General features: G+C 41.5%; 20 protein-coding genes and 4 tRNA genes. 9 read left to right on the top strand and 15 right to left on the bottom strand.

Annotated elements, in window-relative coordinates:
* Window positions 1–46 precede the first annotated feature (46 nt).
* Window positions 47–883 carry a 16S rRNA (cytidine(1402)-2'-O)-methyltransferase gene (gene rsmI, locus E0H87_RS03195; protein ID WP_131322280.1) on the bottom strand — a complete coding sequence of 279 codons (837 nt, stop codon included), beginning with the start codon at window positions 881–883 and terminating at the stop codon, window positions 47–49.
* A 340-nt stretch (window positions 884–1,223) separates the two neighbouring features.
* Between rsmI and E0H87_RS03190 the strand changes: the two genes are divergently transcribed.
* From E0H87_RS03190 to E0H87_RS03180, 3 genes are read left to right on the top strand one after another with little or no spacing between them, the layout of a single operon-like run.
* A complete protein-coding gene (locus tag E0H87_RS03190) occupies window positions 1,224–1,664 on the top strand; it encodes a YraN family protein (protein WP_131322279.1) in 441 nt (146 codons plus the stop codon).
* A gap of 60 nt (window positions 1,665–1,724) precedes the next feature.
* Complete coding sequence (locus tag E0H87_RS03185) at window positions 1,725–2,420, top strand: BON domain-containing protein (protein WP_131322278.1); 696 nt, start codon at window positions 1,725–1,727, stop codon at window positions 2,418–2,420.
* The gene (locus tag E0H87_RS03180; RefSeq protein WP_131322277.1) at window positions 2,410–3,294 is read left to right on the top strand and encodes an alpha/beta hydrolase; all 885 of its coding nucleotides are present in this window, start codon (window positions 2,410–2,412) and stop codon (window positions 3,292–3,294) included. The genes E0H87_RS03185 and E0H87_RS03180 overlap by 11 nt, the downstream gene beginning before the upstream one ends.
* Here E0H87_RS03180 and nudC read toward each other — a convergent pair.
* The 3 genes from nudC to dnaQ form a co-directional block, all read right to left on the bottom strand.
* The gene (nudC, locus tag E0H87_RS03175; RefSeq protein ID WP_131322276.1) at window positions 3,283–4,056 is read right to left on the bottom strand and encodes an NAD(+) diphosphatase; all 774 of its coding nucleotides are present in this window, start codon (window positions 4,054–4,056) and stop codon (window positions 3,283–3,285) included. The two genes, E0H87_RS03180 and nudC, sit on opposite strands and share 12 nt — an antisense overlap.
* Window positions 4,056–5,705 (bottom strand): chemotaxis protein, encoded by a 1,650-nt coding sequence (locus E0H87_RS03170; RefSeq protein WP_131322275.1) that lies wholly within the window; start codon window positions 5,703–5,705, stop codon window positions 4,056–4,058. Before E0H87_RS03170 ends, nudC begins: the two co-directional genes overlap by 1 nt.
* A 125-nt stretch (window positions 5,706–5,830) precedes the next feature.
* Window positions 5,831–7,207, bottom strand: coding sequence for a DNA polymerase III subunit epsilon (gene dnaQ / locus E0H87_RS03165; RefSeq protein ID WP_131322274.1), 1,377 nt, complete (start codon window positions 7,205–7,207; stop codon window positions 5,831–5,833).
* 218 nt (window positions 7,208–7,425) lie between these two features.
* Between dnaQ and E0H87_RS03160 the strand changes: the two genes are divergently transcribed.
* The 6 genes from E0H87_RS03160 to E0H87_RS03135 all read left to right on the top strand — a co-directional run bounded on the left by E0H87_RS03160 (window position 7,426) and on the right by E0H87_RS03135 (window position 17,563).
* Entirely contained in the window at window positions 7,426–10,629 is a 3,204-nt protein-coding gene (locus E0H87_RS03160) for a LysM peptidoglycan-binding domain-containing protein (protein WP_131322273.1), read from the top strand.
* 77 nt (window positions 10,630–10,706) lie between these two features.
* Window positions 10,707–12,494: an extracellular solute-binding protein gene (locus E0H87_RS03155; protein WP_227547307.1), complete on the top strand. Its 1,788-nt coding sequence runs from the start codon at window positions 10,707–10,709 to the stop codon at window positions 12,492–12,494.
* 74 nt (window positions 12,495–12,568) lie between these two features.
* The gene (locus tag E0H87_RS03150; RefSeq protein ID WP_131322271.1) at window positions 12,569–13,633 is read left to right on the top strand and encodes a microcin C ABC transporter permease YejB; all 1,065 of its coding nucleotides are present in this window, start codon (window positions 12,569–12,571) and stop codon (window positions 13,631–13,633) included.
* Window positions 13,633–14,643, top strand: a complete 1,011-nt coding sequence (locus tag E0H87_RS03145; RefSeq protein WP_131322270.1) for an ABC transporter permease — start codon at window positions 13,633–13,635, stop codon at window positions 14,641–14,643. The genes E0H87_RS03150 and E0H87_RS03145 overlap by 1 nt, the downstream gene beginning before the upstream one ends.
* On the top strand, window positions 14,621–16,225 hold the full coding sequence (locus tag E0H87_RS03140) for a dipeptide ABC transporter ATP-binding protein (protein WP_131322269.1): 1,605 nt from the start codon (window positions 14,621–14,623) through the stop codon (window positions 16,223–16,225). The genes E0H87_RS03145 and E0H87_RS03140 overlap by 23 nt, the downstream gene beginning before the upstream one ends.
* Window positions 16,226–16,318: 93 nt before the next feature.
* Window positions 16,319–17,563 (top strand): NADH:flavin oxidoreductase/NADH oxidase family protein, encoded by a 1,245-nt coding sequence (locus tag E0H87_RS03135; RefSeq protein ID WP_131322268.1) that lies wholly within the window; start codon window positions 16,319–16,321, stop codon window positions 17,561–17,563.
* A gap of 2 nt (window positions 17,564–17,565) precedes the next feature.
* Here E0H87_RS03135 and E0H87_RS03130 read toward each other — a convergent pair whose 3' ends face one another.
* From E0H87_RS03130 to argG, 11 genes are all read right to left on the bottom strand, one after another.
* Window positions 17,566–18,264: a glutathione binding-like protein gene (locus tag E0H87_RS03130; protein WP_131322267.1), complete on the bottom strand. Its 699-nt coding sequence runs from the start codon at window positions 18,262–18,264 to the stop codon at window positions 17,566–17,568.
* A gap of 133 nt (window positions 18,265–18,397) precedes the next feature.
* Window positions 18,398–18,473: transfer RNA gene (locus tag E0H87_RS03125), tRNA-Glu, on the bottom strand.
* 42 nt (window positions 18,474–18,515) lie between these two features.
* Window positions 18,516–18,591: transfer RNA gene (locus E0H87_RS03120), tRNA-Glu, on the bottom strand.
* 127 nt (window positions 18,592–18,718) lie between these two features.
* On the bottom strand, window positions 18,719–19,612 hold the full coding sequence (locus E0H87_RS03115; protein ID WP_131322266.1) for a hypothetical protein: 894 nt from the start codon (window positions 19,610–19,612) through the stop codon (window positions 18,719–18,721).
* 81 nt (window positions 19,613–19,693) lie between these two features.
* Window positions 19,694–21,112, bottom strand: a complete 1,419-nt coding sequence (locus E0H87_RS03110; protein WP_131322265.1) for an amino acid permease — start codon at window positions 21,110–21,112, stop codon at window positions 19,694–19,696.
* 111 nt (window positions 21,113–21,223) lie between these two features.
* Window positions 21,224–21,299: transfer RNA gene (locus E0H87_RS03105), tRNA-Glu, on the bottom strand.
* Between the two features lie 318 nt (window positions 21,300–21,617).
* Complete coding sequence (locus E0H87_RS16035; RefSeq protein WP_165493931.1) at window positions 21,618–21,770, bottom strand: hypothetical protein; 153 nt, start codon at window positions 21,768–21,770, stop codon at window positions 21,618–21,620.
* 98 nt (window positions 21,771–21,868) lie between these two features.
* Window positions 21,869–21,944, bottom strand: a tRNA-Glu gene (locus E0H87_RS03100).
* Between the two features lie 20 nt (window positions 21,945–21,964).
* Window positions 21,965–22,624, bottom strand: a complete 660-nt coding sequence (gene rnt / locus E0H87_RS03095) for a ribonuclease T (RefSeq protein WP_165493930.1) — start codon at window positions 22,622–22,624, stop codon at window positions 21,965–21,967.
* Entirely contained in the window at window positions 22,609–23,643 is a 1,035-nt protein-coding gene (gene pyrC, locus E0H87_RS03090; RefSeq protein WP_131322263.1) for a dihydroorotase, read from the bottom strand. The genes rnt and pyrC overlap by 16 nt, the downstream gene beginning before the upstream one ends.
* Window positions 23,644–23,899: 256 nt before the next feature.
* Window positions 23,900–25,240 carry an argininosuccinate synthase gene (argG, locus tag E0H87_RS03085; RefSeq protein ID WP_131265737.1) on the bottom strand — a complete coding sequence of 447 codons (1,341 nt, stop codon included), beginning with the start codon at window positions 25,238–25,240 and terminating at the stop codon, window positions 23,900–23,902.
* Window positions 25,241–25,413: the final 173 nt, after the last annotated feature.

Raw genomic sequence — 25,413 nt, 5'->3', positions numbered from 1 at the left:
ACTCATGAGAGTGGTTTTTTATTTGTGCGACATTCAAGTTTTTGTTTTACTTGTCAGTCAATTCTAAGGCACGTTGATACGCCACTTTTTTCTTAATTCCAGTTAAGTCCGCAGCCAGTTGTGATGCCGCTTTGACCGATAAATCCTGTAAAAGACGGGTGAGAAGTTGGTCTAATTTTTCTTGTTCCATGTCTTTTTCTTGGGTTGCACCACCCACTACCAACACGATTTCACCTTTTTGTTGATTATGGTCAGACTCAATAAACTGAACCAATTCGCCCAAAGTCATTTTGCGAATAGTTTCAAAAGTTTTGGTAATTTCTCGAGCAAAGCCCACTGGGCGGTCTGCACCAAACACTTCAGCCATGTTTTTTACGCATTCTAAAATTCGATGTGGTGCTTCGTAAAAAATTAGGGTTTGAGTTTCGTCTTTCAACTTTTCAAGTTGTAATAGGCGTTGTGAAGCTTTAGAGGATAAAAAGCCCTCGAAACTAAAACGGTCACTTGGCAAACCCACGCTACTTAAGGCAGCAATCGCGGCACATGCTCCCGGTACAGGAATTACACGAATGCCATGTTCTTGGGCTGCACGTACCAGTTTAAACCCAGGATCGCTAATTAATGGCGTACCTGCATCACTAATTAACGCCATATTTTCGCCTTTTAACAGACGTTGTACTAACACATCAATTTTATTGCTTTCATTGTGGTCATGACATGCAGTGAGCGGTGTAGAAATATTAAAATGCTTGAGTAATTGCGCCGATGTGCGTGTATCTTCGGCTGCAATAATGCTCACTGATTTTAGGGTTTCAATGGCGCGAAAAGTCATGTCATCTAAGTGCCCGATAGGGGTTGCTACAACAAATAACTGAGCACTCATGTGAAGTCTCCATGCCAAAATAGAATTTAAAAAGAATGACGCGATGTAGGTGATATGGGAGTTGAATCCGCAAACGCGTTAGAATACCTGCATTCTACCTGAATCCACTGCTCAGACGCGAATTAGATTCTATCAGGTGATTAGATAAGGTATGTACTTCGGCTGTGGTGTGACTTTGATGGTGAATGTATGTAAAAAATGATTAAAATCGACAAGTTTTCATTTGCTCAATTTACGATGGGTATTTGAGATGAGGTCTGTGCTTCAACTAGAATAAAGATACATGATAAAAAGCTTTGTATTCATTGCATTACAACAAGAAATGACTGGGTTTTACTGAATGGAGGAAAAATTGAAGCTTAAAACAACATCTCAAGCCTTGGGAGATTGGGCAGAACAGCAAGCCTTAATTCTTTTGCAGCAGCAAGGTTTCCAGCTCGTGCAAAGAAATTATCATAGCCGATATGGCGAGCTAGATTTGGTGGTGCAACAAGGTGAAGAATTGCTTTTGGTTGAAGTTAAGGCACGTACTTTGACCCGTTATGCACATGCCAATGAAGTGGTGTCATTTTCAAAACAGCGCAAACTGATTAAAACCGCGTTATGTTTTCTGAATGAATATCCTGAATTTGAGCAGTTCTATTGTCGATTTGATGTAATTTGTTTTGATTTTTATCAACAATTTGCAAAAACAGTACAGTATGACTTTTCAAGTTTCACTTATGATCTGCAATGGATAGAAAATGCTTTTACTTTTGATTCAGAGTTCATTAATCTTTGAAGTAACAGGAAGCATCAATGCTATAGAAAAATGAATGAAATAAGTGAGGAGTCTTGCTGAGTGTTGAATCGTATTGCAATGACAGTGCTTTGTGTCGCAGGTCTAAGTTTATCAGGCTGTGCGAGTTTTATTTCAGGTGGTACAGGGACTGCACCCGTTGGAACTGAAAGTGGGGTACGCTCATTGGGTCAGGTCTTTATTGATTCCTCAATTGAACGTACAGCGAATATTAATTTATATAAACTAGATTCTCGTTTTAAACAGTCGCGTATCAATATTGAAAGTTTTTATGGCAATGTTTTATTGACAGGGCAAGTCCCAGATCAGTATCTAAAACAACTGGCTGAAGACAATGTCCGTGCGATGAGTGATGTAAAAAATGTGCATAATTTTATTACCGTGGGTGATAAAATTGGATATAACACCATCATGCAGGATGCTTCTGCAACAGCAAATACCCGTGGCTTGATTATGAAAGCGCCGGTAGTTGCTGACAGTAAAGTCCGTGTACATACAGAAGATGGTGTGTTGTACGTGATGGGGCGTTTGAATAATGCTGAAATCAATGATTTGAATAACGTGTTACAGCAAGTGGGTAATGTAACTAAAATCGTGACATTGGTTGATAATGTCGATCAAGGACAGAAATCGATAAATTCTAGTTTTGTAAGCCCAGTCGCAAGCAATGCGCAGCCTGAAGTTCAAACGCCTGTAGCTATTGACCCAGATCAGGTAGAACCGACGAATGTTCAATAAATCCGAATATTGGATTAAACAGTTAAATGACACCGTGGGTAATGCGAAAGACTTTCTTCGAGACTTTCGCATCTACGATGTTGGTAGTTATGCATTAAATCAGCTCACACCGCGTGAGGGATATACACTGCATGAAAATATTGCATATGGCTTAAAGGCACGTCATCGTCTAGATTTATTCAAAACGAATAAACCTCAGTTGAATCAACCTTTAATTATCTTTGTGCATGGTGGTGCTTGGACGCATGGTGATAAAAGTTCTTACCGTTTTGTAGGTGAAGCTTTTGCCCGTGAAGGTTATGACGTAGCAGTTATTAATTATCATCTTGCACCGCAGTACGTATTCCCAAGCTATGTTGATGATTTAACTCTTGCCCTTAATTTTTTAAGCCTGCATCAGCAAAAACTCTTAATTCGTACCGACAATGTGGTGCTTATGGGGCATTCGGCAGGTGCATTTAATGTCATGTCGGCGGTGTATCATCCGCAGCAGTATGAGTTGCAATGTCGTGCGCAAATCCGTGCCATCATTGGGGTGGCAGGTCCATATCATTTTGATTATAAAGGTGATCCGCTGTGTGCCGAGGCATTTGATCAAAGTGTTCCTTTTCAGCAAGTCATGCCATATTACTTTGTAGCATCGAATAGTATTAAGCATTATTTGCTCATGGCAGAAAATGATCAGATTGTGGGGCACAATAATACGGAAGATTTTGACCGAGTATTGAAAGAAAATGGCAATCACAGCAAAATGATTGTAATTCCACGCACAGGCCATATTACAGTGATGGGATCAGTATCGAGTTTATTCAGTCGTTATTTTGAAACCAAAGAACAAATTTTGATTTCTATAGAGGAAGCCTTAAAGCCATAGATGTGTGTCATCGGCAACTGGGTGTCCTTGCGTCACATGCATAATCATGGCATGTGCGATACTTCCTTTGAATGGAATTTGAGGGAGCTGGTCAAATTTGAAAAATTGGGCATCACTGATTTCTTCTTCTTGTAATTGAATATCACCCGCAGCATATTCAGCACGGAAGGCAATCATTAAGTTACTTGGGAAGGGCCAAGGCTGGCTTGCTAAATATTGAATATTTTTGAGTTTTAAGCCGACTTCTTCTTCAGTTTCACGACGTACCGCATCTTCTAGCGTTTCACCAACTTCAACAAAGCCTGCAATCAAACCATACATATTGTTGGTGTTTTTGGCATTTTTCGCTAAAAGAATTTCATCTTCCCCACGGGTAATCACGGTTATGACGCAAGGTTGTACGCGTGGATATTGATGATAATGGCAAGCTGGACAGATCATGGCATATTCAGTTGCATGAACCTGTGTTTCATGCCCGCAATGACTACAGAACTTATGGTTACGACGCCATTCTAAGAGCTGCATGGCACGGCTGGCCTGTTCAAACTGCTTGGTGCTCCATTGAGTCAACAGTTGTCGAATGGGCACCAATTGTAGTCCAGTGGGAATGCTCTCATTGGCTTGTAGATCACGGGCAATGACAGTATTGCCCGTGTGTAAATGTAGATCACTTGCCATGCGCTCAACTTTAGGTAGTTGCAGATGTTCATCAACCAAGAGTTGTTGTTGATGAAAAATATAGGCAAGTGATAATTCTGACATTAGGCGACTACTTCGGCATTAAGTTTTTGACTGCTGCTCAATGCTACATCAAACATTGAATGCAATACAGGCTGTTTGTTCTTTAAATTATCAATCATCATTTCGGCACTCGCGAGAGTATCTAAAATGTAGTTGATTTCTTGTTCAGAAATATTACTAGAAGCTTCAATTTTTTGTTGCACAAATTGCGCAGCATTTTTCAAGGCTTGCTGACCTTCATTGGCATTCAGGAAGAGTAACGCACCGCTGATTTCATTCAGTTGTGTAGACAGATTGCCTAATGCACCCAAGAACTGATCTTGAAGATATTGAATTAATGCAGCAGCGGCATGATCTACCAAAATTTTGGTTTCATTTAGTAAAGCATCATGGGCTTCGTCTAGACGATCTAGAGAAACGTTCATGTTGTTCACACGATGTTGTAAGCGATTTGATGTGTGATGACGTTCTAATACTCCAATCGAATTTATGGCAGAGATGATGCCTTTCATTAATTGCTGAGCAAAATTTTCGTCTTTTAACACATCGCTTTGATTCAATGCTTCGGCCTGACGCGATAAGTCTTGATATGCTTCATTCAAATTCAAGACTTTGAATATATTCGCCAATTCCTTAATTTTTACCTGTAATTCTTGCGTTTTCTCAGGTGAAAGGGTTTGGTAGTTATATTCAATTTCATTGCGGATTTGTGCCATTTCTGTGGTCACAAGTTCACTAATGGTATGCATGGTATTGAAATCTGGACCATACAAATGACGGCTAAACACTTGCAGTTGAGTGTCTGTTAAGGCATCTTCACTAATATTTAATTGATCACGGATGCTTTGAGCAGAGTCATCTTCTTGGCTAATACATAAACTAAGAATATTAGATAAATCTTTCAGACTGGCATTGAAGTTTTCTGGTGCTTGGAAAAAAGCGGCCATATTGCGTTCAATATCAATCAGACTACGTAAACGTGCATCTGTAAACAGTAGATTATCAATTTGATTAAATGCTACATGAACCAGTCCCCAGTATTGTTGACTGGCTAACTGGTTGGCTAAACCTGCTAAATAGGTACCTACTATGCGAATGGCTTGCAAATCGAGTTCGGTTTCTTGCTGCTGGAGCAATTTGTTTAAGGCAAGTTTATATAAGCGGTGTACATATTCTGACTTTTCGAGTGTTGGAACATGAGCCAACTGCAATGTAGGTTCAATATGGTTCAACAGTGATTCAAGATGCTGACCTTCATGTGTCAGTGGTTTACCTAAAGCCAGTTCTAAACGGTTTAATGTATCAAGTAGAAATTGAGGAACTTTGACTTCACGCAGGCAGATAAACTCAATATAGCGTTTCAACATGGTCGTGCCTTCACTGAGCGCGATCACATCCTGTGTGTTGATATTTTCAGGATTTGCCATGATTTTACGCATAAGTTCCGCAGCGTATTGAGCAATTTGTCCTAAGTTTGGCATATCAATTAAGACCAAAACTTGGGCGCATTGTTCAAATTGATTCAGCGCATCATCAATACCAAACGGTAGAGTATGATCCTCTGCTAAGGTACTGACCGCAGATTCAACTAACTTGATCGAGTTATCAACCTCATTTTTTATTATCAGTAAGGCCGTAGGATCAAAATGAATAGAGGTTTGGTAAGACATTTATCTGCACCTTTCCTAGTATATTATCTGTTTATGTTTAGCTGAGTTAGAGCGTTATTTCTTGTATTTAACTATAACTGAAGTCCCCAAAGTTTAAATACAAAAAATAACAGAATCTCTAGAAATTATTTTGAAAAAAAGCAAGATTTGCCCTGTTTTTCCTCAATTTGTTTGACCCACGTCTCATGTGCAGCCAATTCTTCTTCGGAAGGTAGGATAACGACTAAGCCTGTTTGATCAATTTGGCGTCGTCCACTTGCACCTTGCTGTTGTTCACTTTGCGATAGCGCATCGATATCAAACGAAACCTGTCCGCCCGTCATTGCCAAATAGACGTCGGCTAAAATTTCGGCATCGAGCAATGCGCCATGGAAAGTACGATCACGTTGCGCGATTTCATAGCGCCGTACCAAAGCATCCAAGGAGTTCTTTTGTCCAGGATGTTTGCTTTTCGCCATCGCGAGCGTATCTGTGACTTCACACACTTCAGAGAGTGGCCCATGACCTGTACGCTTAAACTCCATATTTAAGAAGTTCATATCGAAGGTCGCGTTATGCGCAATAATTTCAGCGCCTTTTAAGTAGTCAAACAAGACATCTGCAATTTCTGCGTACTTTGGCTTATCTTTTAAAAAATCATCGGTAATGCCGTGGACATTGACGGAGTCACCGACCTCCTTTTCAGGATTGATATAAATATGAATGGAGCTGCCTGTGAGTTTGCGATTGATCATTTCAATCGCGCCGACTTCAATAATACGATCGCTGTCCTGAAAATAAAAACCTGTGGTTTCGGTATCCAGAATTAATTGACGCGGACCAATTGCTTCTACGGTTGCAGGCGTAATCACAATGTGCGGATGCGTCGTTACGGATGTAGTCGGCGGTAGCGAATCTTGTTGAATTTCCACAGCAATGATAGGTTCTGCGATTTCATCTTCGACGTTTTCAGGTTCCACAGGTTCAGCTTCTTCTCCTGCAAAATCTAGTCCGAAAGGGTCATCAAAAAGCCAGTCGGATTCAGCTTTTTTTTTATCATCAGTGCGGTTTTCTGTTGCTGCTGTTAAATTTTTTGCAGTTTGATCAGCGCCGAGATTTGCTAATTGATCTGCCATTTCATTTCCTGGGTGACCTGCATGGCCTTTAATCCAGTTCCATTCAATGTCTCGACCTTGGCAGACGCTATCTAGTTTTTGCCATAAATCTGGATTCTTAACATCTTTCCAATTTTTCTTTTTCCAACCATGAATCCATTCAGTAATACCTTGTTTGACATAGTTGGAGTCTGTCCAGATAATCAGCTTGGCTGTTTTTGGACAAGCGAGCACACCTTCAATTGCCGCAGTCAATTCCATGCGGTTATTGGTGGTTTGAGTTTCCCCGCCAAAGATTTTACGTTCTTCGGTTGCTGTAACGATATAGGCTCCCCAACCTCCGAGTGCGCTATCTTTACCATTTCCACGACAAGCGCCATCGACATAGAGCGTAATTGTTTCAGACATAAAGGGTCATCCAGCCAGCAAAGAAAGTTAACAGAAGCGAATCTAATTTCGTATTGTATAACGCATTTGTGCTTTGGAAGTGTATTACATGGTTAAATTTTAATTTCTTGTAACATTTATCCTCGAATCGCGCTAAATTATTGCCTTGAGTCTCTGCCGTGCTTCACTACAATGGCAGTGCTAAAAATAAATTTTATACGAGTTGTTTGGATTTTTTTATGTATAAACCAACCACGTTCTTGTGGCAGCCCTCGGTTCCGACATTATTTAAGATTACTGTATTGGGCTCTGCACTCGCTGCATTAGGATTAACCACAGGTTGTGCATCGAGCCAGAGTGCAACCAAGGCTGCTGCTTCAAAACAGGTTGGCTCGAATTATTTAGATGCAAATAGTTTAGATTCTTTGGAAGATCTTTTATCTGCCACCGATATGCGTGCCGTAGAAGGGGATCGTCTGCTTATTTTAAAACACGGTGATGTGTGGAAGCGCATGACTGTCGGTTTTAAAATGGATCTTAACCATTGGGATTCACGTATTGAAGCCCAGCGTAGTTGGTTCGTCTCTCGACAGCCTTATATTGAGCGTTTAAGCGCACGTGCCTCACGTTATCTTTACCACACAGTCAAAGAAGCCGAGCGTCGTGGTTTACCAACTGAACTTGCGTTATTGCCGATTATTGAAAGTTCTTATGACCCTGCCGCAACCAGTAGTGCAGCGGCAGCAGGACTTTGGCAGTTTATTCCAAGTACGGGACGTATTTACGGGCTAAAACAGTCGGGTATGTATGATGGTCGTCGTGATGTCGTTGAATCGACCCGTGCCGCATATGAGTTCTTAGGTAGCCTATATAACCAGTTTGGTTCTTGGGAGTTGGCTTTGGCCGCGTATAACGCAGGCCCAGGTCGAATTCAACAGGCGATTAACCGCAACCGTGAGGCGGGTTTACCGACCGATTATTGGTCTTTACGTTTACCGCAAGAAACCATGAACTATGTGCCACGTTTCTTGGCAGTTGCACAGATTATTAAGAATCCAAATGCTTATGGTGTGACATTACCTCCAATTGCAAACCGACCACACTTTAGAGAAATTAGTGTAGGGCCAGCGAACTTAAATGATATTGCTGCGGTTACAGGTTTAAGTCGTGCTGAATTGTATGCGCTCAATCCAGGTCATCGTGGTGATCAGATTGATAGCAGCAGCCCAATGCGTATTTTGATTCCTGCGGATATTAGTCCATCAATTGATGCAAAATTATCTAAATTACAATCAAGCTCAGGCGGTTTATGGGCCAGCGCTGCACCGATGATGAATAGTTCGACTGCAACGGTGATTACGCCAAGTAAAGCGACACCACCTGCGTTGGTTGCGAGCAACACCTCTAAAACGACAGGCTCGAAGGCAACAACTACAGTGATGACGAATACAGGTCGTCCTTTATCGACTACACCACGCGGTGCAGATGCTTTAGCGGCTTTTGCTTCGAATACAGTTGTTCCGAGCGCACCACGTATTCCTGTTGCAGTTACACCTGCCAAAGACGTGAAGCCAGTGAGTGTGGAACCGCCAATTTCTGCGGTGGAACGTGAGCAGATTATGGCAGCGGTTCAAGCGGAAGATGCAACCAAAACTGTTGATCAGGTTTTGCAACCTGTAGCAACCAAAGCTGAACAAGAACAAGTGGTTGCTGAGATCAAACAGATTGCCCCACAAGGAACGGAAATTGTCGATCCTTATGATGGCAAGATTAAATTGACGGCAATTCAGACCAGTCAATCTGTCGCAGAGCAACAAGGTAAAGAGTTAACCAAAGGCTTTGCTTATCCAAAATCAGTCACAGACAATACCAAGTTAGACTCAGAAGAAGCTCAACTAAATAAAGACAAGAATTATGTGAAAACGGCATCTGAAGTGGTCGTAGTGCCGCCGAAAGGTAAACGTAGCACGTATACTGTTGTACAAGGTGATACTTTAGCAACCATCGCCATGAAAAATGGGGTGAACTGGCGCGATATCGCCAAATGGAATCAGATTGATCCAAATGCACCATTGTTTGTTGGCAATAGTATCTATTTATACGATGCTAAACCCGTTGTACAAGATCGTTCTTCTAATAATACCAGTAGCAAACCAGACAGCTATGTGGTGCAAGCCAATGACAATTTGACCAGTGTTGCAAGTCAGTTTGGTCTCTCAGTGAAACAGTTGGCGGACTATAACGATTTAACCGTAACCAGCGGTTTATTTGTGGGTCAGAAGTTATCTTTAAAAGACAGCAGTTCAAGCACGGCAAAGAAATCGACTGAAAAAGCCGTGGCAAAGAGCAGCATTAAAACCAAATCCTACGTGGTGAAACGCGGTGAGTATTTAAAGTTGATTGCTGACCGCTATGCATTATCTAACCAAGAGTTGGCAGAATTAACATCGGGCTTAAATGCAGGTAGTAATTTGATGGTTGGACAAAAAATTAATGTTCCAATCAATACTGTCAATCAGGAAGCATCGACATCGGAAAAACATGCCACGGCAAAAGTGGACAGTCCAAATGTTGATATCAATATTAAAACTGAAACCTATAAAGTTCAGCGTGGCGATACGCTATATAGCATTGCATCACAGTCGAAAATTTCGCTCAGTGATTTGGCAGAGCTGAATAAAATTTCAACCAACAGCGGTGTTTATGTTGGACAAACCATCAAAGTGCCAGCAGGTTCTACAGTGCCTGAAAGCTATGTGGTGCAATCTGGCGATAGTTTGTCTGCCATTGCCAGTAAATACAATTTAAGCCAAGCCAATTTAGCGACCTTAAACGGCATGAGTCGTAATGCCAATGTTCGTGTTGGGCAGCGATTAAAACTCACAGGTGAAGTTCCTGTGATTGAACCGTCCAATGAAAGTTCCGAAACTACAAAAGACACGCATGTAGTGAAATCGGGTGAGACCTTAGGCAGTATTGCCAAGAAATATCATTTGCAGTTGAGTTATTTGGCAACGTTAAATGACTTGTCAACCAATGCTTCGGTTCGTGTTGGACAACGTTTGAAAGTTGACGGTGATTTACCGACGAAAACCGCCGTTAAAGCGGATAGCAGCCCGAAAAAGAGTAGTGTGAGTAGCAAAGACACCGAGAAATATACGGTGAAATCGGGTGAGTCACTGAATTTGATTGCCAGTCGTGTGGGAATTTCAGTTTCCGAATTGGCAAGTTTAAATGATATGAGCTCACGTACTGGTTTACAGGTTGGTCAAACCATTCTAATTCCGAAAACGGTGAAAGAGTATAAAGTGAAATCAGGTGATAATCTGATTCGCTTGGCTACACGTTATGGTGTTGAGGCGAGTGCTTTGGCAGAAATGAATGACTTGAAGCCATCGGCGCAATTAAAAATTGGTGATGTGATTAAAGTTCCGAATCTTTAATTCGTCAATCTAAGATGTCGCTAGTTCGTTTAACCAGCCAAAAAGTTGCCGTGCTATTGCTATATTTAAGCAGTGGTATGGTAACACAGCAGGTGTGGTCGTCTTTGCAGACCACGCCGTATATTGCTGTACATGGTCAGCCCAAATATACCAAGCTCAAGGCAATGCCTTATGCTAACCCTCAGGCGCCAAAAGGCGGATATATCAGCACTGCGGCAACGGGTACTTTTGATAATCTCAACAGTATGAATGGCAAAGGCAGTGCAACAGAGGGTGTCAATTATTTATTTGATACCTTAATGGACAATTCCTTAGATGAATCTGGGGTGATGTATCCGTTATTGGCTGATCAAGTCACATTTGATCCCGTAAATCCGCAATTTATTATTTTTCATTTGAATCCTCAGGCGCGTTTTAGCAATGGAACGCCTGTGACCGCAGAGGATGTTAAATTCAGTTTTGATGCCTATCAAAGTAAAGCCAACTTAGGCTTGCAGATGTATTTGTCGAATTTGGCGAAAACAGAAGTCCTGTCCAAATCACAAGTTAAATTTATTTTTAAGTCGAGCAAAAATAAGGAAATGCCACTGATTGTGGCGAGTTTACCCATTTACTCCAAATTAGATTGGAAAAATAAAGATTTTACTCGAATTACCTTACAACCTATTTTAGGCTCGGGTCCTTATTTAATTGAGCGTATTGATGCAGGGCGCAGTATTACCTATAAGCGCAATCCGAATTATTGGGCAAAAAATTTAATGGTCAATCGGGGGCGTTATAATTTTGATCGGCTGAAATATGTCTATTACCGTAATAATGATATTGCCTTTGAAGGTTTTAAGTCGGGACAGTACACCTTACATGAAGAAAAGAAGACCAAGACATGGGTCACGGGCTATCAATTTCCTGCTGTAAAAGCAGGATTGGTCAAGCAATATAGCCAGCGTTTGGCACGACCCGTGGTCAATCAAAGTTTGGTATTCAATACGCGGAAAGCTCCATTGAATGACATTTATTTTCGTCAGGCACTCAGTTATGCCTATGATTTTGAATGGCTGAATAAAGCTTTGTTCTATGGACAGTATCAGCGTTTGCAAAGCCATTTTCAGAACAGCGAATTGGCAGCAACGGGGCAGCCGAGTGCTGCTGAATTAAAATTATTACAAGCTTATTTACCGAAGCTGAATCCTGTGCAACGACAAGGTGTACTCTCCAATTGGCAGTATCCTAAATCGGATGCAGGTGGGTTCAATCGCCCGAATTTACTCCAAGCGCGTACTATTTTGCTGAAGGCGGGTTACCAATATCGACAAGGGCAGTTGTATGATAAAAATGGACGGCCGATCCAGTTTGAAGTGTTGCTCTATCAAGAGGGCGCACAGCGTACGATTATGCCGTGGGTTCGAAACCTAAAAAAATTAGGTATTAATGTAAAACTGCGTCAGGTTGATGTCTCGCAATATATGGAGCGGATGCGTCGTTACGAATTTGATATGACCACCTTGGAAATGCCACAATCGCTTTCCCCTGGCAGCGAGCAAGCGCAAATGTGGAGTAGCAGTGCAGCACGTGAGTTTGGTAACTATAATTATGCAGGCATACAAAATGCCGCCATCGATGCTGCTGTGCAACAGGTGATTCAAGCACCGAATCGGGAACAATTAATTCTACGTACCCGAGTGTTGGATCGATTACTACGGGCAGGTTACTATCAAATCCTAACCTATGGTAAAAATGACAATTGGTATGCCTATTGGAATATGTATCATCAACCTAAAGTGAAGCCAAAATTATCTTTAGGCTTAGACTATTGGTGGAGTGACCCCGCACAAGCCAAAAAAGTCAGTCAATTTCTCGGTAAGTAAGGCGAGAAATATGCCCGTTTTGAGTGATGCAGCTAGATTAAGGGGGAAATAATGCAGAAGATAAGGATAAGCAATTGGGTACATATATTCTAAAAAGGTTATTCCTGATTATTCCGACCTTATTTTTTATTTTATGCATTAATTTTGCTGTGATTCAGATTGCTCCCGGTGGCCCCGTAGAGCGCGCCATTCAGCAAGCGGAGTCTTTTCAGCGTTTGCAAGCCGTAAAAGCAGGTATCTCTACAGAAAACAGTAATTATCAAGGTGCGAAAGGGCTGAGTCAGGAGATGATTCGTCAGATTGAAGCCCAGTATGGTTTTGATCAGCCTGCGTATATACGTTTTGCCGTGATGCTTAAGAATTATATCACCTTGGATTTTGGTGTCAGCTTTTTTAAAGATAAACCCGTGACGCAATTAATTTGGGAAAAAATGCCCGTCTCTGTTTCCCTCGGGTTGTGGAGCAGTTTGTTGATTTATTCTATTGCGATTCCTTTGGGAATTAAAAAAGCCAAGCAACATGGTTTATGCTTTGATAAAACGACTTCTCTCATTTTAGCCGTTGGTTATGCTGTCCCTGCTTTTGTTTTTGCTATTTTGTTAATTGTATTCTTTGCTGGCGGCAGCTATTTTCAGTGGTTTCCACTACAGGGTTTAGTCTCAGATAATTTTCAGCAACTCAGCGTGTTGGGTAAAATTCAGGATTATTTCTGGCACTTAAGCTTGCCCTTATTGGCGATGGTTTTGGGCGGTTTTGCCAGTTTGGCTTATTTGACCAAATATTCTTTTTTGGAAGAACTCAACAAACCTTATGTTTGGGCAGCTCGTGCCAAAGGTTTGAGTGAATCCCGTGTTCAGTATGGGCATGTATTTCGCAATGCTGTATTGGTGATTATGGCGGGTTTACCTGAAGCATTGGTCAGTATTTTCTTTGTTGGTAACTTATTTATCGAGATTGTATTTAACCTAGACGGCTTAGGGTTGTTGGGGTTCGAGGCGATTATCCAGCGCGATTATCCCGTCATCTTCGGGACGTTATTTATTTTTACCTTATTGGGCTTAATTCTGCGTTTAATTTGCGATGTACTCTATCAATGGGTTGACCCACGAATTGATTTTGAATCACGAGGAAAACACTAATGTCTCCTATGATTCAAATACGTCTACAACGTTTTCGACAAAACCGTTTGGGGTTTCTTTGCTTTATTTTATTTAGCCTGATTCTTGTGGTGTCCTTAGCTGCAAATTTAATAGCCAATGAAAAACCTTTATTGGTCAAATATCAGCAGTCGTTCTATTTTCCTGTATTTAAGCGCTATCCCGAAACCACATTTGGCGGGGTATTTGAAACAGAAGCCGATTATAAAGATCCTGTGGTACAGCAATTGATTGCTGATCAGGGCTGGGCGGTATGGCCCGTGATTCGATACGCAGCACAAACGCCAAATTTAGATTTAGCTGTTCCTGTTCCTTCTGAACCGACAGCGCAAAATTGGTTAGGAACGGATGATCAAGGCCGAGATGTGCTCGCCAGAATTTTATACGCCTTACGTGTTTCACTATTGTTTGGTTTTGCTGTAACCCTATTTTCAGCAGTGATTGGTATCTTTATTGGTGCAATACAAGGCTATTATGGCGGTTGGGTCGACTTAATTGGTCAGCGGCTCTTAGAGGTGTGGGGCGGCTTACCTATGCTGTTTATGGTCATGATTTTAGTCAGTATTTTTACACCTAGTGTGTATTGGCTTTTTTTGATCATGTTGTTCTTTGGTTGGACCACGTTGGTAAATCTGGTTCGAACTGAATTTCTACGTGCGCGCAATCTAGATTATGTGCGAGCTGCCTGTGCTTTGGGTATTGCCGATACACGTATTATTGTTCGACATATTTTACCCAACGTGATTAGTTCGAGCTTGTCACAGCTCCCTTTTATGTTAACTGCCAATATTACTGCTTTAGCTGCTTTGGACTTTTTGGGGCTTGGTTTGCCTGCGGACACCGCATCTTTGGGGGAAATTTTGCTACAGGGTAAAAATAACTTAAATGCGCCGTGGTTAGCTTTATCGGGTTTCTTCACGCTGGCAATTGTTTTATCGCTGTTGATCTATATTGGGGAGGCTGCACGAGATGCATTCGATCCACGACAATAATCATGCAGCAAGTATGATTCTAGATGTCCAGAAGCTGCGCATCCAACACGAACAAAATATATTGCTGGACAATTTATCCTTTCAACTGCATCGGGGTAAAACATTGGCGTTGGTGGGGGAAAGCGGTTCGGGTAAAACGATCAGTTGTTTGGCACTGTTAGATTTATTGCCACACAGTTTGATTAGATCAGGCACAGTAAATTATGCTGAGGTTGATTTATTAACACTTTCTGCACCGCAATTACAGTCTATTCGGGGGCGTAAAATTGCCTTGATTTTCCAAGACCCGATGGCGGCATTGAATCCATTACATCAGGTTGAAAAAATTGTTGGGGAAGCCTTAATTTTACAAGGTTTGTCCAAGCAGTCTGTCCGTCAGCAGGTGATGCGGTTATTACAGGATGTTGGATTAATTCAAACAGAAGCCCTTCTAAAGCGTTATCCGCATCAGCTTTCGGGTGGTCAGCGGCAGCGTGTGATGATCGCTGCTGCCTTAGCATTAGACCCTGAAATTTTAATTGCAGATGAACCGACAACCGCTTTGGATGTAACCCTGCAAATACAGATTCTAGATTTGATCAAGACGCTGCAACAACAACGCAAGATGTCCCTGATTTTGATTAGTCATGATTTGAATTTGGTTCGTCAATATGCGGATGATGTGATTGTGATGAATCGGGGACGTGTTGAGCAACAGGGGGCTACCGAGCAGGTCTTTCAGCATCCTGCAACGGACTATACTCGTGAATTAATGAATCACGATTTTGGCAAAGCACTCGCACCTTCCGTGACTCCAATAGTCCTGCAACTGGAACAGTTATTGGTACAGTATCCAATTAAACAGGGTTGGCTGAATCGCATGACGGGACAGCAGATTGCGGTTGAAATTCCTTATCTCACCTTAATGCAGGGTGAATGTTTAGGTATTGTGGGTGAAAGTGGATCAGGCAAAAGTTCGTTGGCCTTGGCCATTGTGCGTTTGGTTCAGAGTCAAGGACAGATCCTGTTTCAGCAGCAGAATTTAAATACCCTGAATCAAAAACAATTACGTCCACTACGCGCAAATTTCCAGATTGTTTTTCAAGATCCTTTTAGCAGCCTCAACCCACGTTTAACCGTGCAACAGATTATTGCTGAAGGATTGATGCTAAGCCATCGACATGAAAATCATCATATTGAAACGAAAGTGCATCAGGCTTTATTGGATGTCGAGTTAGATGACAGTTTTAAGCACCGCTATCCACATGAACTGTCAGGTGGTCAGCGTCAGCGGATCGCTTTGGCTCGCGCACTGGTGTTACAGCCACAGTTGATTATCTTGGATGAACCGACATCTTCTTTAGATCGTACGACACAACGGGCTATTGTGCAGCTCTTGCGACGCTTACAGCAGCAGTATCAACTGAGTTATGTGTTGATTAGCCATGATTTACATGTAGTACGAGCGATCAGTCAAAAAGTTTTGGTATTACGTGCATCGCAGGTGGTTGAAATGCAGACCACAGAAGCCTTATTTGCACATCCATTATATGCTTACACTCAGCAACTGATCCAAGCCAGTCAATACCATTCAATCAATTGACAAAGTTGACAAAATAAATTGTCAGAAATGACTTGACCTCAGTAACAAACCGATTAGAGTAAAATATCTAAATAAAAAAATGAGGAAGTTCACATGAGTCATATTGCAGCACCTTTGCAAATTCGAAATACCACCTTTAAAAACCGTATTATTAAAGGCGCAATGAGTGAGGCTTTAGCCAATCATGCGGGACAACCGAATCGATTACATTTGGGCTTATATGAAGCTTGGGCAAAAGGGGGCTTGGGCTGCGCCATTACGGGTAATGTGATGGTCGATTTTCGTGCCAAGAATGAGCCAGGTGTTGTTGTTGTAGAATCTGAACGTGACATGGCTGAACTGAGCCAATGGGCGGCTTTGGGTAAGCAATATGGGATGGTGCAGTTGGTTCAGCTCTCCCATCCAGGGCGACAATGCCCGAAAGGTCTAAATAAAGAAACCGTAGCTCCTTCGGCAGTGCCTTTTAGTCCAATGCTTGCCACCACCTTTGGTACACCACGTGAACTTCTTGAAGATGAAATTTTAGACATTATTCAACGCTTTGCTCGTTCAGCACAGATTTGTGAAAAAGCGGGATTTGAAGGGGTGCAACTGCATGGTGCACATGGTTATCTGATTAGTCAGTTTCTCTCGCCATTGACCAATAAACGTCAAGATCAATGGGGCGGGAGCATTGAAAATCGTATGCGCTTTTTATTAGAAATTTACCAAGCCGTTCAGGCAGCGACATCAGATAACTTTATTATTTCAGTAAAACTAAATTCTGCGGATTTCCAACGTGGCGGCATTACTGAAGAAGATGTGATTGCTGTGTTTAAAGCGATTGATGCAGCGGGAATTGACTTGATTGAAATTTCGGGCGGCACCTATGAAGCACCTGCAATGGCTGGTGCCAAGGAAGATAAACGTAAAGCCAGCACCATTGCCCGTGAAGCCTATTTCCTCGACTTTGCTGAAAAAATTCGTCAACAAGTGAGTTGTCACTTGATGGTGACAGGTGGCTTCCGTACAGCACAAGGCATGAATGCTGCACTTGACAGTGGTGCCTGTGATTTTATTGGGATTGCACGTCCATTTGCCGTAGAAACCGATTTGACCGAACGTTTATTGGTTGGGCAAGATGTCCGTTATGCGGTGGATAAGATTAAAACAGGTATTCCAATGGTCGATAAAATGGCCATTATGGAAATTATTTGGTATGCCGCTCAATTTAAGACCATTGCGCAAGGTAAACGTCCAAATCCAAAACTTTCTCCGCTTAAAGTATTCTTCCATTATGTGAAAGGCAATTTAAAAGCCGTGATTCAAGGGCAAATCAATTCCCGCAAAAGTGCATAATATTAGTTAGCTTTGGCCCAATACTGTTTGAAGATTTCGTCAGACCATTGACCTTTTGATAAAGCCCGTTGAAAGGTGGGTCTGTCTTGAATCTGTTGTAAATAGGCGTTGATTGCATGGTAGTGCGTATAACGGGCATTTAGATGGGTGCAAGCGTGTAATGGAAACCAAAGCAAAATATCTGCAATGGTGAATTGAGAGCCTGCCACCCATGGCTGTGTGGTGAGATGTTGATTGATGATTTGCATTTGTTGTTGCAGTAGGGGATTTAAATAGCCTTGATTAAATCCATATTGAATGGCTCGTGGAATAAAACGTATAAGCCAAGGGGTTCGGATCGCCAATTGGGAAAAGATCTGTTTTAACGCCAAATTTGGCATAAATGTGGCTTCAGCGAAGTTTTTCCAATAGTAGTAATCCACTAAGGCAGAACCGTCTAAATTCATTGTCCCTAAACTTTGTTGGCGAGCACTGAACCATTCGCCAATAGCGCTGGTTTCAGATAAGAAAAAAGTATGTTCAAGTTCTGTTATTTTGACTGTTGGAAATTTTGCCAAAGGATGTGCTTGTTGTAATTGATGTGTATTGGCATCGTCTAGTGTGTCGCAAACCAAAATGTCATAATCGAGACCGAGTTCTTCGAAAAGCCAGACAATACGTTGCGAACGTGAATTGGGCTTATGGTAAAGTTGAATCTGCATTTTGTTGTTTCAATTGCCTTTTATTAAATATGTTTTTTATTTTGCTCAAAGAGAGCATAACTCAAAATATAGGCATAAAAAAACCTGAGTCGTTTTGCTCAGGTTTTTTTTAAGAGATAAACATCTCTGAATATGGCGTCCCTACGGGGATTCGAACCCCGGTTACCGCCGTGAAAGGGCGATGTCCTAGGCCTCTAGACGATAGGGACTTAATGAGGCTGGTACTTCTGAAAACTAAACCATAAATTAAATGGCGTCCCTACGGGGATTCGAACCCCGGTTACCGCCGTGAAAGGGCGATGTCCTAGGCCTCTAGACGATAGGGACGTTTCAGAGGTGGGCGTATATTAGGGTGAATAAAGCAGGGTGTCAAACATTTTTTTAAAGATAATGATGGAAAAAGAATTAAGCGGGTAAAAAGAATACAAAATCTAAAAATACACATTAGTTGAGTTTATTTTTTAAGCGTTAAGGCATCCACAATGCTTTTGATCACTGCTGGATGGGGTAAATAACCAGTAATTTGATGCGGATTATTTACCAATGTGGTAATTGCTTGATTAATAATCGGGGGTTCAAAATTGAAAGGTGATTCAGATAAGGGGAATGCCGTTAGGAAATCATCAGGCGAATAGAAATTAAACCAATCGTCATGTAGCTGAGGTGGTCGAGAAATCGGTAAGGTGAGTTTCTCTTGAATCACTTTAAAGGCAAGAGGTGAACCTAGTGTAATAAAACGGTGCACTCTAAAATGGGTAAATTGATGTAATAAGTTGTAGGCAATGACGGTACCCAAAGAATGCGCCACAATAATATGATCTTTGGTTGGGTGAAGATGCGACATAATTCTTTGGTGAACTTCATGCATAAAATCAGAATTGGATAAATATAAATAGGTCTCGATGAGAAATTTATGCATGAGTGTTTCATGGAGTTTGGGGTAATGATTAAGGAACATGATCAATTCTTTAAATGCATGATCTTTGGTAAGCGCTGAAATGACAGCTAAACGCTGTGTAAGCGACTCTGATTGCTCTGGATTAAAACAAGGTAATGGGGTGATGCATGGGCTATGCTCTTGAACAATTGATGTGTTATGCCAAAGATGAAAAGGAAGATGTAAATGCAACAGTGATTTAGGGAGCAGTGTATTTAAATCTAAACTGTTATTGAGCTGATGTTTGGTGAGTAAATCACCATAAAACGGGAGTTTGATGTCTAGGGAATTAAGCTCAATATTTTGCTCTGCATGACTCAAGCCAGTTTTAAATACATTTAACCAATGCTGTTTTAAAGTCTCTTCATCATAATTTTGTTGATTCATGCCGTGAATAAAAATGATTTTCATACAGGGTCAGGCTTTTTACAGAGGACATTGTCTGTATTTAGCTTAAAAAAAAGAGTGGTCTTTGACCACTCTTTTTATGTGTTAGTTTTGCTCTCGATAAAAAATATAATAACTGAGATAACACAAGGCAATAAAGATTAAGCAGCCAATAAATCCTGCAAGCATTTCTGGGTCTGCTGCCATACTGATGCCAGTAATAAAACAGAAGACAAAACCTAAAATTGGCACAATGGGGAAGAGTGGTGCTGCAAAGCCTAATTCTTTCGCTGTATGGCCTTGCTTATACCATTGGCGACGGAAATTGAACTGGCTTAAGCAGATGCTCATCCACACCACGACCATGGTAAATGCAGCGACACCGAGTAGGTTTTTGAAAATGGTTTCAGGTGCAAATTGTTCAGACAGCAAACCCGGAATTGCGCCAAACATAGTGACAATAATGGCAACAAAAGGAATACCTTTGTGATTTAACTTAGAGAATACTTCAGGCAACTGCTTTTTGTAAGATAAAGACCACATCATACGTGATGCAGCATATAAACCTGAGTTTGCCGCTGAAAGAAGCGCAGTAATAATCACAAAGCGAATAATGTCTTCTGCATGTGGAATACCAATGTAGTTAAATACCGTCACAAATGGACTGCTACTCACGCCATTACCGCCTAAGCCTGCCATTTGGTGTGGCAGGAGGGCACTGATCACGACAATTGTGCCTACAAAGAAGATTAATAAACGCCAAATGGCTGCATTAATGGCTTTAGGCACATTTTTGGCTGGATCTTGAGTTTCACCCGCAGCAACACCAATTAACTCAGTACCTGAAAAGGCAAAGTTCACAATCAGCATGGTGGCAAAAATAGGGAAGAAACCTTGAGGGAACCACCCTTCTGCGGTCAAGTTGCTAAATAAGGGTGCTGAGCTATAACCATGAAAAGACAGTACGCCAAAAATGGCGAGTAAACCCAAAATAATGAAACTAATCACAGTCACGACTTTGACCAGAGACAGCCAGAACTCTGATTCGGCAAACAGTCGGGTTGAACTCATGTTTAAGCTAAAAATAATGGCAGCAAAGATGAGCGTCCAAATCCATACCGAGATATGAGGAAACCATTCTTGCATGAGCAAGGCAGCAGCGGTGAATTCAGTACCGAGTGTTGCTGTCCAAGTTAGCCAATATAACCATGTAATTGTGTAGCCTGTCCCTGGACCAATATACTTCTGTGCATAAGCGCCGAAAGAACCCGATACAGGCATATGTACCGCAAGTTCTCCCAGACAGAGCATCACCATATAGGCAATAATTCCACCTAAAATATAAGCGATGATGGCACCTACAGGCCCCGTTTGTGCAATGACTTCACCCGACCCTAAAAATAGACCAGTACCGATTGCACCACCAAGTGAAATCATGACCAGATGTCGAGTACTCATAGCGCGTTTTAAAGGCGCAGAATTGCCCTGATGCATAGCATCATTCGGAGATTGAGATGACTGCATAAGAGAGAGAAGAAATAGAATAATGAAGCGCGCTATTGTAGTGCAAAACTACAAATCTGCAATCGAATAATAATGAATTATGCGTTTTCAATGATCGTATAAACGATAAGATGGCGTCCCTACGGGGATTCGAACCCCGGTTACCGCCGTGAAAGGGCGATGTCCTAGGCCTCTAGACGATAGGGACGTTGCGAGGTGATGCGTATATTATGGAGTTTTTCCTTTACTGTCAAACATGTTATTACAATATTTCTAAAAAATGGGTTTGTTTGTGTAAAAAATGTCTTATTTGCAGGATGTAACGCAATTTTTTACGTATTTTAGGGGGTGGGATGTCGCTATACCTTTTATCGGCAAGAGACCTAAGGGATATTCTATTACCCAAAAATGCAGTTTTTAATCTCATTTTGAGAGACCATTTAACTAGATTTTATCTATTTGTGAGTGAGAAAACTAAAACTTAAAGAGGTTAGATTCATAGAAAAACGGAATTTTCTAATTAAATTTAATGTTCTGGCGTTTGGTATGGATCGTGCGCTTTTTCTAACGGTGTAGTATCTGGTGTAGAAGGTGCAGATTTTTGATCTTTATTGACAATATAGAGATAAAAAACAGATGGGGAAAGAATCAGTAAAACCAGTAATATTTTCTTTAACATAGGTCAATCGGGAAAAATAAAGACGATAGTATAAACAATTCTGAAGAATAGAATGAGATGTGAATTTAATCAATAAAAGTTTTACGAGTGCAAATAGATGGCGTCCCTACGGGGATTCGAACCCCGGTTACCGCCGTGAAAGGGCGATGTCCTAGGCCTCTAGACGATAGGGACGTTTAGAAGATGGCGGTATCTTATTGATCCGCCACCAAAGTGTCAAGTAGGTGGGGCGACAGTTTGTTCAAAATATAGCAAAACAGTTCAGCAGTTTTTTGTGTGTCATACAAAGCCGAGTGTGCTTCTTTGCCATTGAACTCAATTCCAGCTTGAATACATGACTTGGCAAGGACCGTTTGACCAAAGGTAATTGCACTTAAAGTCACGGTGTCAAACACAGAGAAGCTGTGAAATGGGTTTTGATTTTTAGTGCCTGTACGTGCAATCGCAGCCTGAACAAAACCCAAATCAAAATGAGCGTTGTGACCGACTAAAATGGCGTGGGTGCAATTTTGTTGGCGACGAACTTCATTTACCGCTTTGAAAATACGTTTCAGTGCCGATTTTTCATCTTCTGCCATCGCAACACGCATAGGATTAAATGGATCAATTCCAATAAAATCTAATGAGCGGCGATCCAGATTGGCACCTGCAAATGGATTGATGTGTGCGTGATGGGCTTCACCTGGAACGAATTGGCCTTCAGCATTATAAATAATTGGAATCGCAGCTATTTCTAGCAGCGCGTCTGTTTGCGAATTAAAACCTGCAGTCTCGACATCGACCACCACAGGTAAGAATCCACGGAAACGCTGACCAATTACTGGTAGAGTTTCATTTGTCACACTTTTCTCCACTGGATGGTTTTACCTGCATAAAGCGGGATAATCTTGTCACCATCTAAATAATCAAAACTTTCAGGAATGATTTGCTCTTCTTTAACCAGTGTAATGGTTTCGGTATTACGCGGAAGACCATAGAAGTCTGCACCAAACAGGCTAGCAAAGCCTTCAAGGCGTTCGAGTTTATTCACTTGATCAAAGGCTTGAGCATACAGTTCAATTGCTGTTGGTGCGCTATAGCAACCTGCACAACCACAGGCATTTTCTTTGGCATTTTTTGAGTGCGGTGCACTGTCTGTACCTAAGAAGAACTTAGGATTACCACTGGTTGCCACTTCCAACAGAGTTTGTTGGTGTGTTTGGCGCTTTAAAATTGGCAAGCAGTAGAAGTGAGGCTTAATTCCACCTACTAACATATCATTGCGGTTAAACAATAAATGCTGTGGTGTAATTGTTGCGGCAACATTGCGGTCTTGTTCTAACACAAAATGCGCAGCTTCGCTGGTGGTAATGTGCTCAAGAACCAATTTTAATTTCGGGAACTGTTTTAAGAGTGGGGCTAAAACTTCATCAAGGAAACGTTTTTCACGGTCAAAAATATCGACGTGATTATGTGTGACTTCACCATGTAACAGTAATGGCACTTGATGTTCTTCAAGTTGCTCAATCACGGAATAGACTTTACGAATATCGCTTACGCCATTGTCCGAATTGGTGGTTGCACCCGCTGGATAAAGTTTGATCGCATTGACAAATTCAGAGTCTTTAATTTTTTTGACTTCGCTTGCAGGCGTGCTATCGGTAAAATACAGTACCATGCGCGGGTCAAAGGCATTACCTTCAGGCACATGCGCCATAATTCGCTCACGATAAGCAAGTGCCTCTTCCACAGTTTTTACTGGTGGAACAAGGTTTGGCATACAAATTGCACGCTTAAATTGCTTTGCTAAATCTGGAACAGTGCGTTTCAGGGCAAGACCGTCACGTAAGTGGGCATGCCAATCGTCTGGCTGCAAAAGAGTAATCGTATTCAAGGCAATTTCAGACTAAAAAATAAATCAGATGATAATCTATATCACTCAGTAATGCTAAGCTGAATTACAGATAAATGGCTTAATTCTGGTAAATACAAAAGGCTTTTTATTGTTTTTGTGTGATTGTTGAATATGAGCAGTGCGTTGATTGCAGCTATTTCATCTGTGAAGTATCAAGATATGCAGATGAGCTTCATAAAGAGAAAAACCGCCTACTTGAGGCGGTTTTTTCTTTAGCTATTGAGCAATTGAAAACTTAGTTTTTGTCTTTCAATTGTGGTACAGCAGAGCCAGTACCTACAGCCAACAAACCAGAGTTTGTATAAATACCGAGTTTTGCACGTGTATCTGTAATATCAAGGTTACGCATAGTAAGCTGACCAATACGATCCATCGGCGTAAACATTGAATCACCTTTCTCCATAGTTAAACGCTCAGCTTCATAAGTGAGGTTCGGAGATTCAGTATTCATGATGGTGTAGTCATTACCACGACGTAATTCTAAAGTAACTGTACCTGTAATCGCTTTAGCAACCCAGCGTTGTGCAGTTTCACGCAACATAAGCGCTTGAGAATCGAACCAACGACCTTGATACAACAAACGACCTAAACGTAAACCGTTAATGCGGTACTGCTCGATCGTGTCTTCGTTATGAATACCTGTCACTAAACGCTCATAAGCAATATGCAATAACGCCATACCCGGAGCTTCATAGATGCCACGAGATTTCGCTTCGATAATACGGTTTTCGATCTGGTCAGACATACCTAAACCATGACGACCACCGATACGGTTCGCTTCAAGAATAAAGTCGACAGGATTCTCAAAACGTTGACCGTTGATTGCAACAGGGAAGCCTTCTTCAAAGGTAATTGAAACTTGTTCAGCTTCAACTTTTACGTCATCTTTCCAGAATGCAACACCCATGATTGGGTCAACAATTTTGATACCTGCATTGAGGTATTCAAGATCTTTTGCTTCGTGAGTCGCGCCCAACATGTTTGAGTCAGTTGAGTAAGCTTTCTCTTTCGACATTTTGTAGTCAAAACCATTGTCGATGAGGAACTGTGACATTTCTGCACGGCCACCTAATTCATCAATAAAAGTTTGGTCTAACCACGGTTTGTAAATTTTAAGTGCAGGATTGGTCAACAAGCCATAACGATAGAAACGTTCAATATCGTTGCCTTTATAGGTTGAGCCATCACCCCAGATGTTTACGTCATCTTCTTTCATTGCGGTAACAAGCATTGTACCTGTTACTGCACGACCAAGTGGAGTCGTGTTGAAATATGGCATACCGCCAGTGCTGATATGGAATGCACCACACTGAATCGCTGCAATACCTTCAAGCGCAAGTTGCAAACGGCAGTCCACTAAACGAGCTTTTACTGCACCATAAGCTTCCGCTTTTTTCGGAATCGCATCGTAGTCATCTTCATCAGGCTGACCTAAGTTTGCGGTATATGCATAAGGCTCTGCACCTTTTTGTTTCATCCACAATAAAGCAGCTGAAGTATCTAGACCACCAGAGAAGGCAATACCAACTTTTTTGCCAACTGGGACATTCTGCAAGATAGTTGCATTATCAGTCATTGTTAATCCTAACGATATAAATATAGGCACCGAGAATGGGTGGCCTGAAAGAATATATATTTTTGAGATTGTAGCACTTTTCCAGACGCTTGTTTTCGCAAAACAAAGTCAAAATAAAAAAAACAGTAAATTTTCTGATGGATATGCAGAAATTGAAGCCCCTAAAAGCAGTA

It is taken from the genome of Acinetobacter sp. ANC 4178, from assembly GCF_004331175.1.
In the GTDB taxonomy this organism is placed as follows: domain Bacteria; phylum Pseudomonadota; class Gammaproteobacteria; order Pseudomonadales; family Moraxellaceae; genus Acinetobacter.
This window is presented reverse-complemented; position numbering and strand designations above follow the sequence as displayed.

Coding starts and splice junctions, on each gene's coding strand:
- E0H87_RS03110 (WP_131322265.1), bottom strand. CDS start 21,112: ATGCAGTCATCTCAATCTCCGAATGATGCTATGCATCAGGGCAATTCT.
- E0H87_RS03115 (WP_131322266.1), bottom strand. CDS start 19,612: ATGAAAATCATTTTTATTCACGGCATGAATCAACAAAATTATGATGAA.
- nudC (WP_131322276.1), bottom strand. CDS start 4,056: ATGTCAGAATTATCACTTGCCTATATTTTTCATCAACAACAACTCTTG.
- E0H87_RS03190 (WP_131322279.1), top strand. CDS start 1,224: ATGGAGGAAAAATTGAAGCTTAAAACAACATCTCAAGCCTTGGGAGAT.
- E0H87_RS03135 (WP_131322268.1), top strand. CDS start 16,319: ATGAGTCATATTGCAGCACCTTTGCAAATTCGAAATACCACCTTTAAA.
- rsmI (WP_131322280.1), bottom strand. CDS start 883: ATGAGTGCTCAGTTATTTGTTGTAGCAACCCCTATCGGGCACTTAGAT.
- E0H87_RS16035 (WP_165493931.1), bottom strand. CDS start 21,770: ATGTTAAAGAAAATATTACTGGTTTTACTGATTCTTTCCCCATCTGTT.
- E0H87_RS03180 (WP_131322277.1), top strand. CDS start 2,410: ATGTTCAATAAATCCGAATATTGGATTAAACAGTTAAATGACACCGTG.
- argG (WP_131265737.1), bottom strand. CDS start 25,240: ATGACTGATAATGCAACTATCTTGCAGAATGTCCCAGTTGGCAAAAAA.
- dnaQ (WP_131322274.1), bottom strand. CDS start 7,207: ATGTCTGAAACAATTACGCTCTATGTCGATGGCGCTTGTCGTGGAAAT.
- E0H87_RS03140 (WP_131322269.1), top strand. CDS start 14,621: ATGCATTCGATCCACGACAATAATCATGCAGCAAGTATGATTCTAGAT.
- E0H87_RS03155 (WP_227547307.1), top strand. CDS start 10,707: ATGGTAACACAGCAGGTGTGGTCGTCTTTGCAGACCACGCCGTATATT.
- E0H87_RS03160 (WP_131322273.1), top strand. CDS start 7,426: ATGTATAAACCAACCACGTTCTTGTGGCAGCCCTCGGTTCCGACATTA.
- E0H87_RS03145 (WP_131322270.1), top strand. CDS start 13,633: ATGTCTCCTATGATTCAAATACGTCTACAACGTTTTCGACAAAACCGT.
- E0H87_RS03170 (WP_131322275.1), bottom strand. CDS start 5,705: ATGTCTTACCAAACCTCTATTCATTTTGATCCTACGGCCTTACTGATA.
- E0H87_RS03130 (WP_131322267.1), bottom strand. CDS start 18,264: ATGCAGATTCAACTTTACCATAAGCCCAATTCACGTTCGCAACGTATT.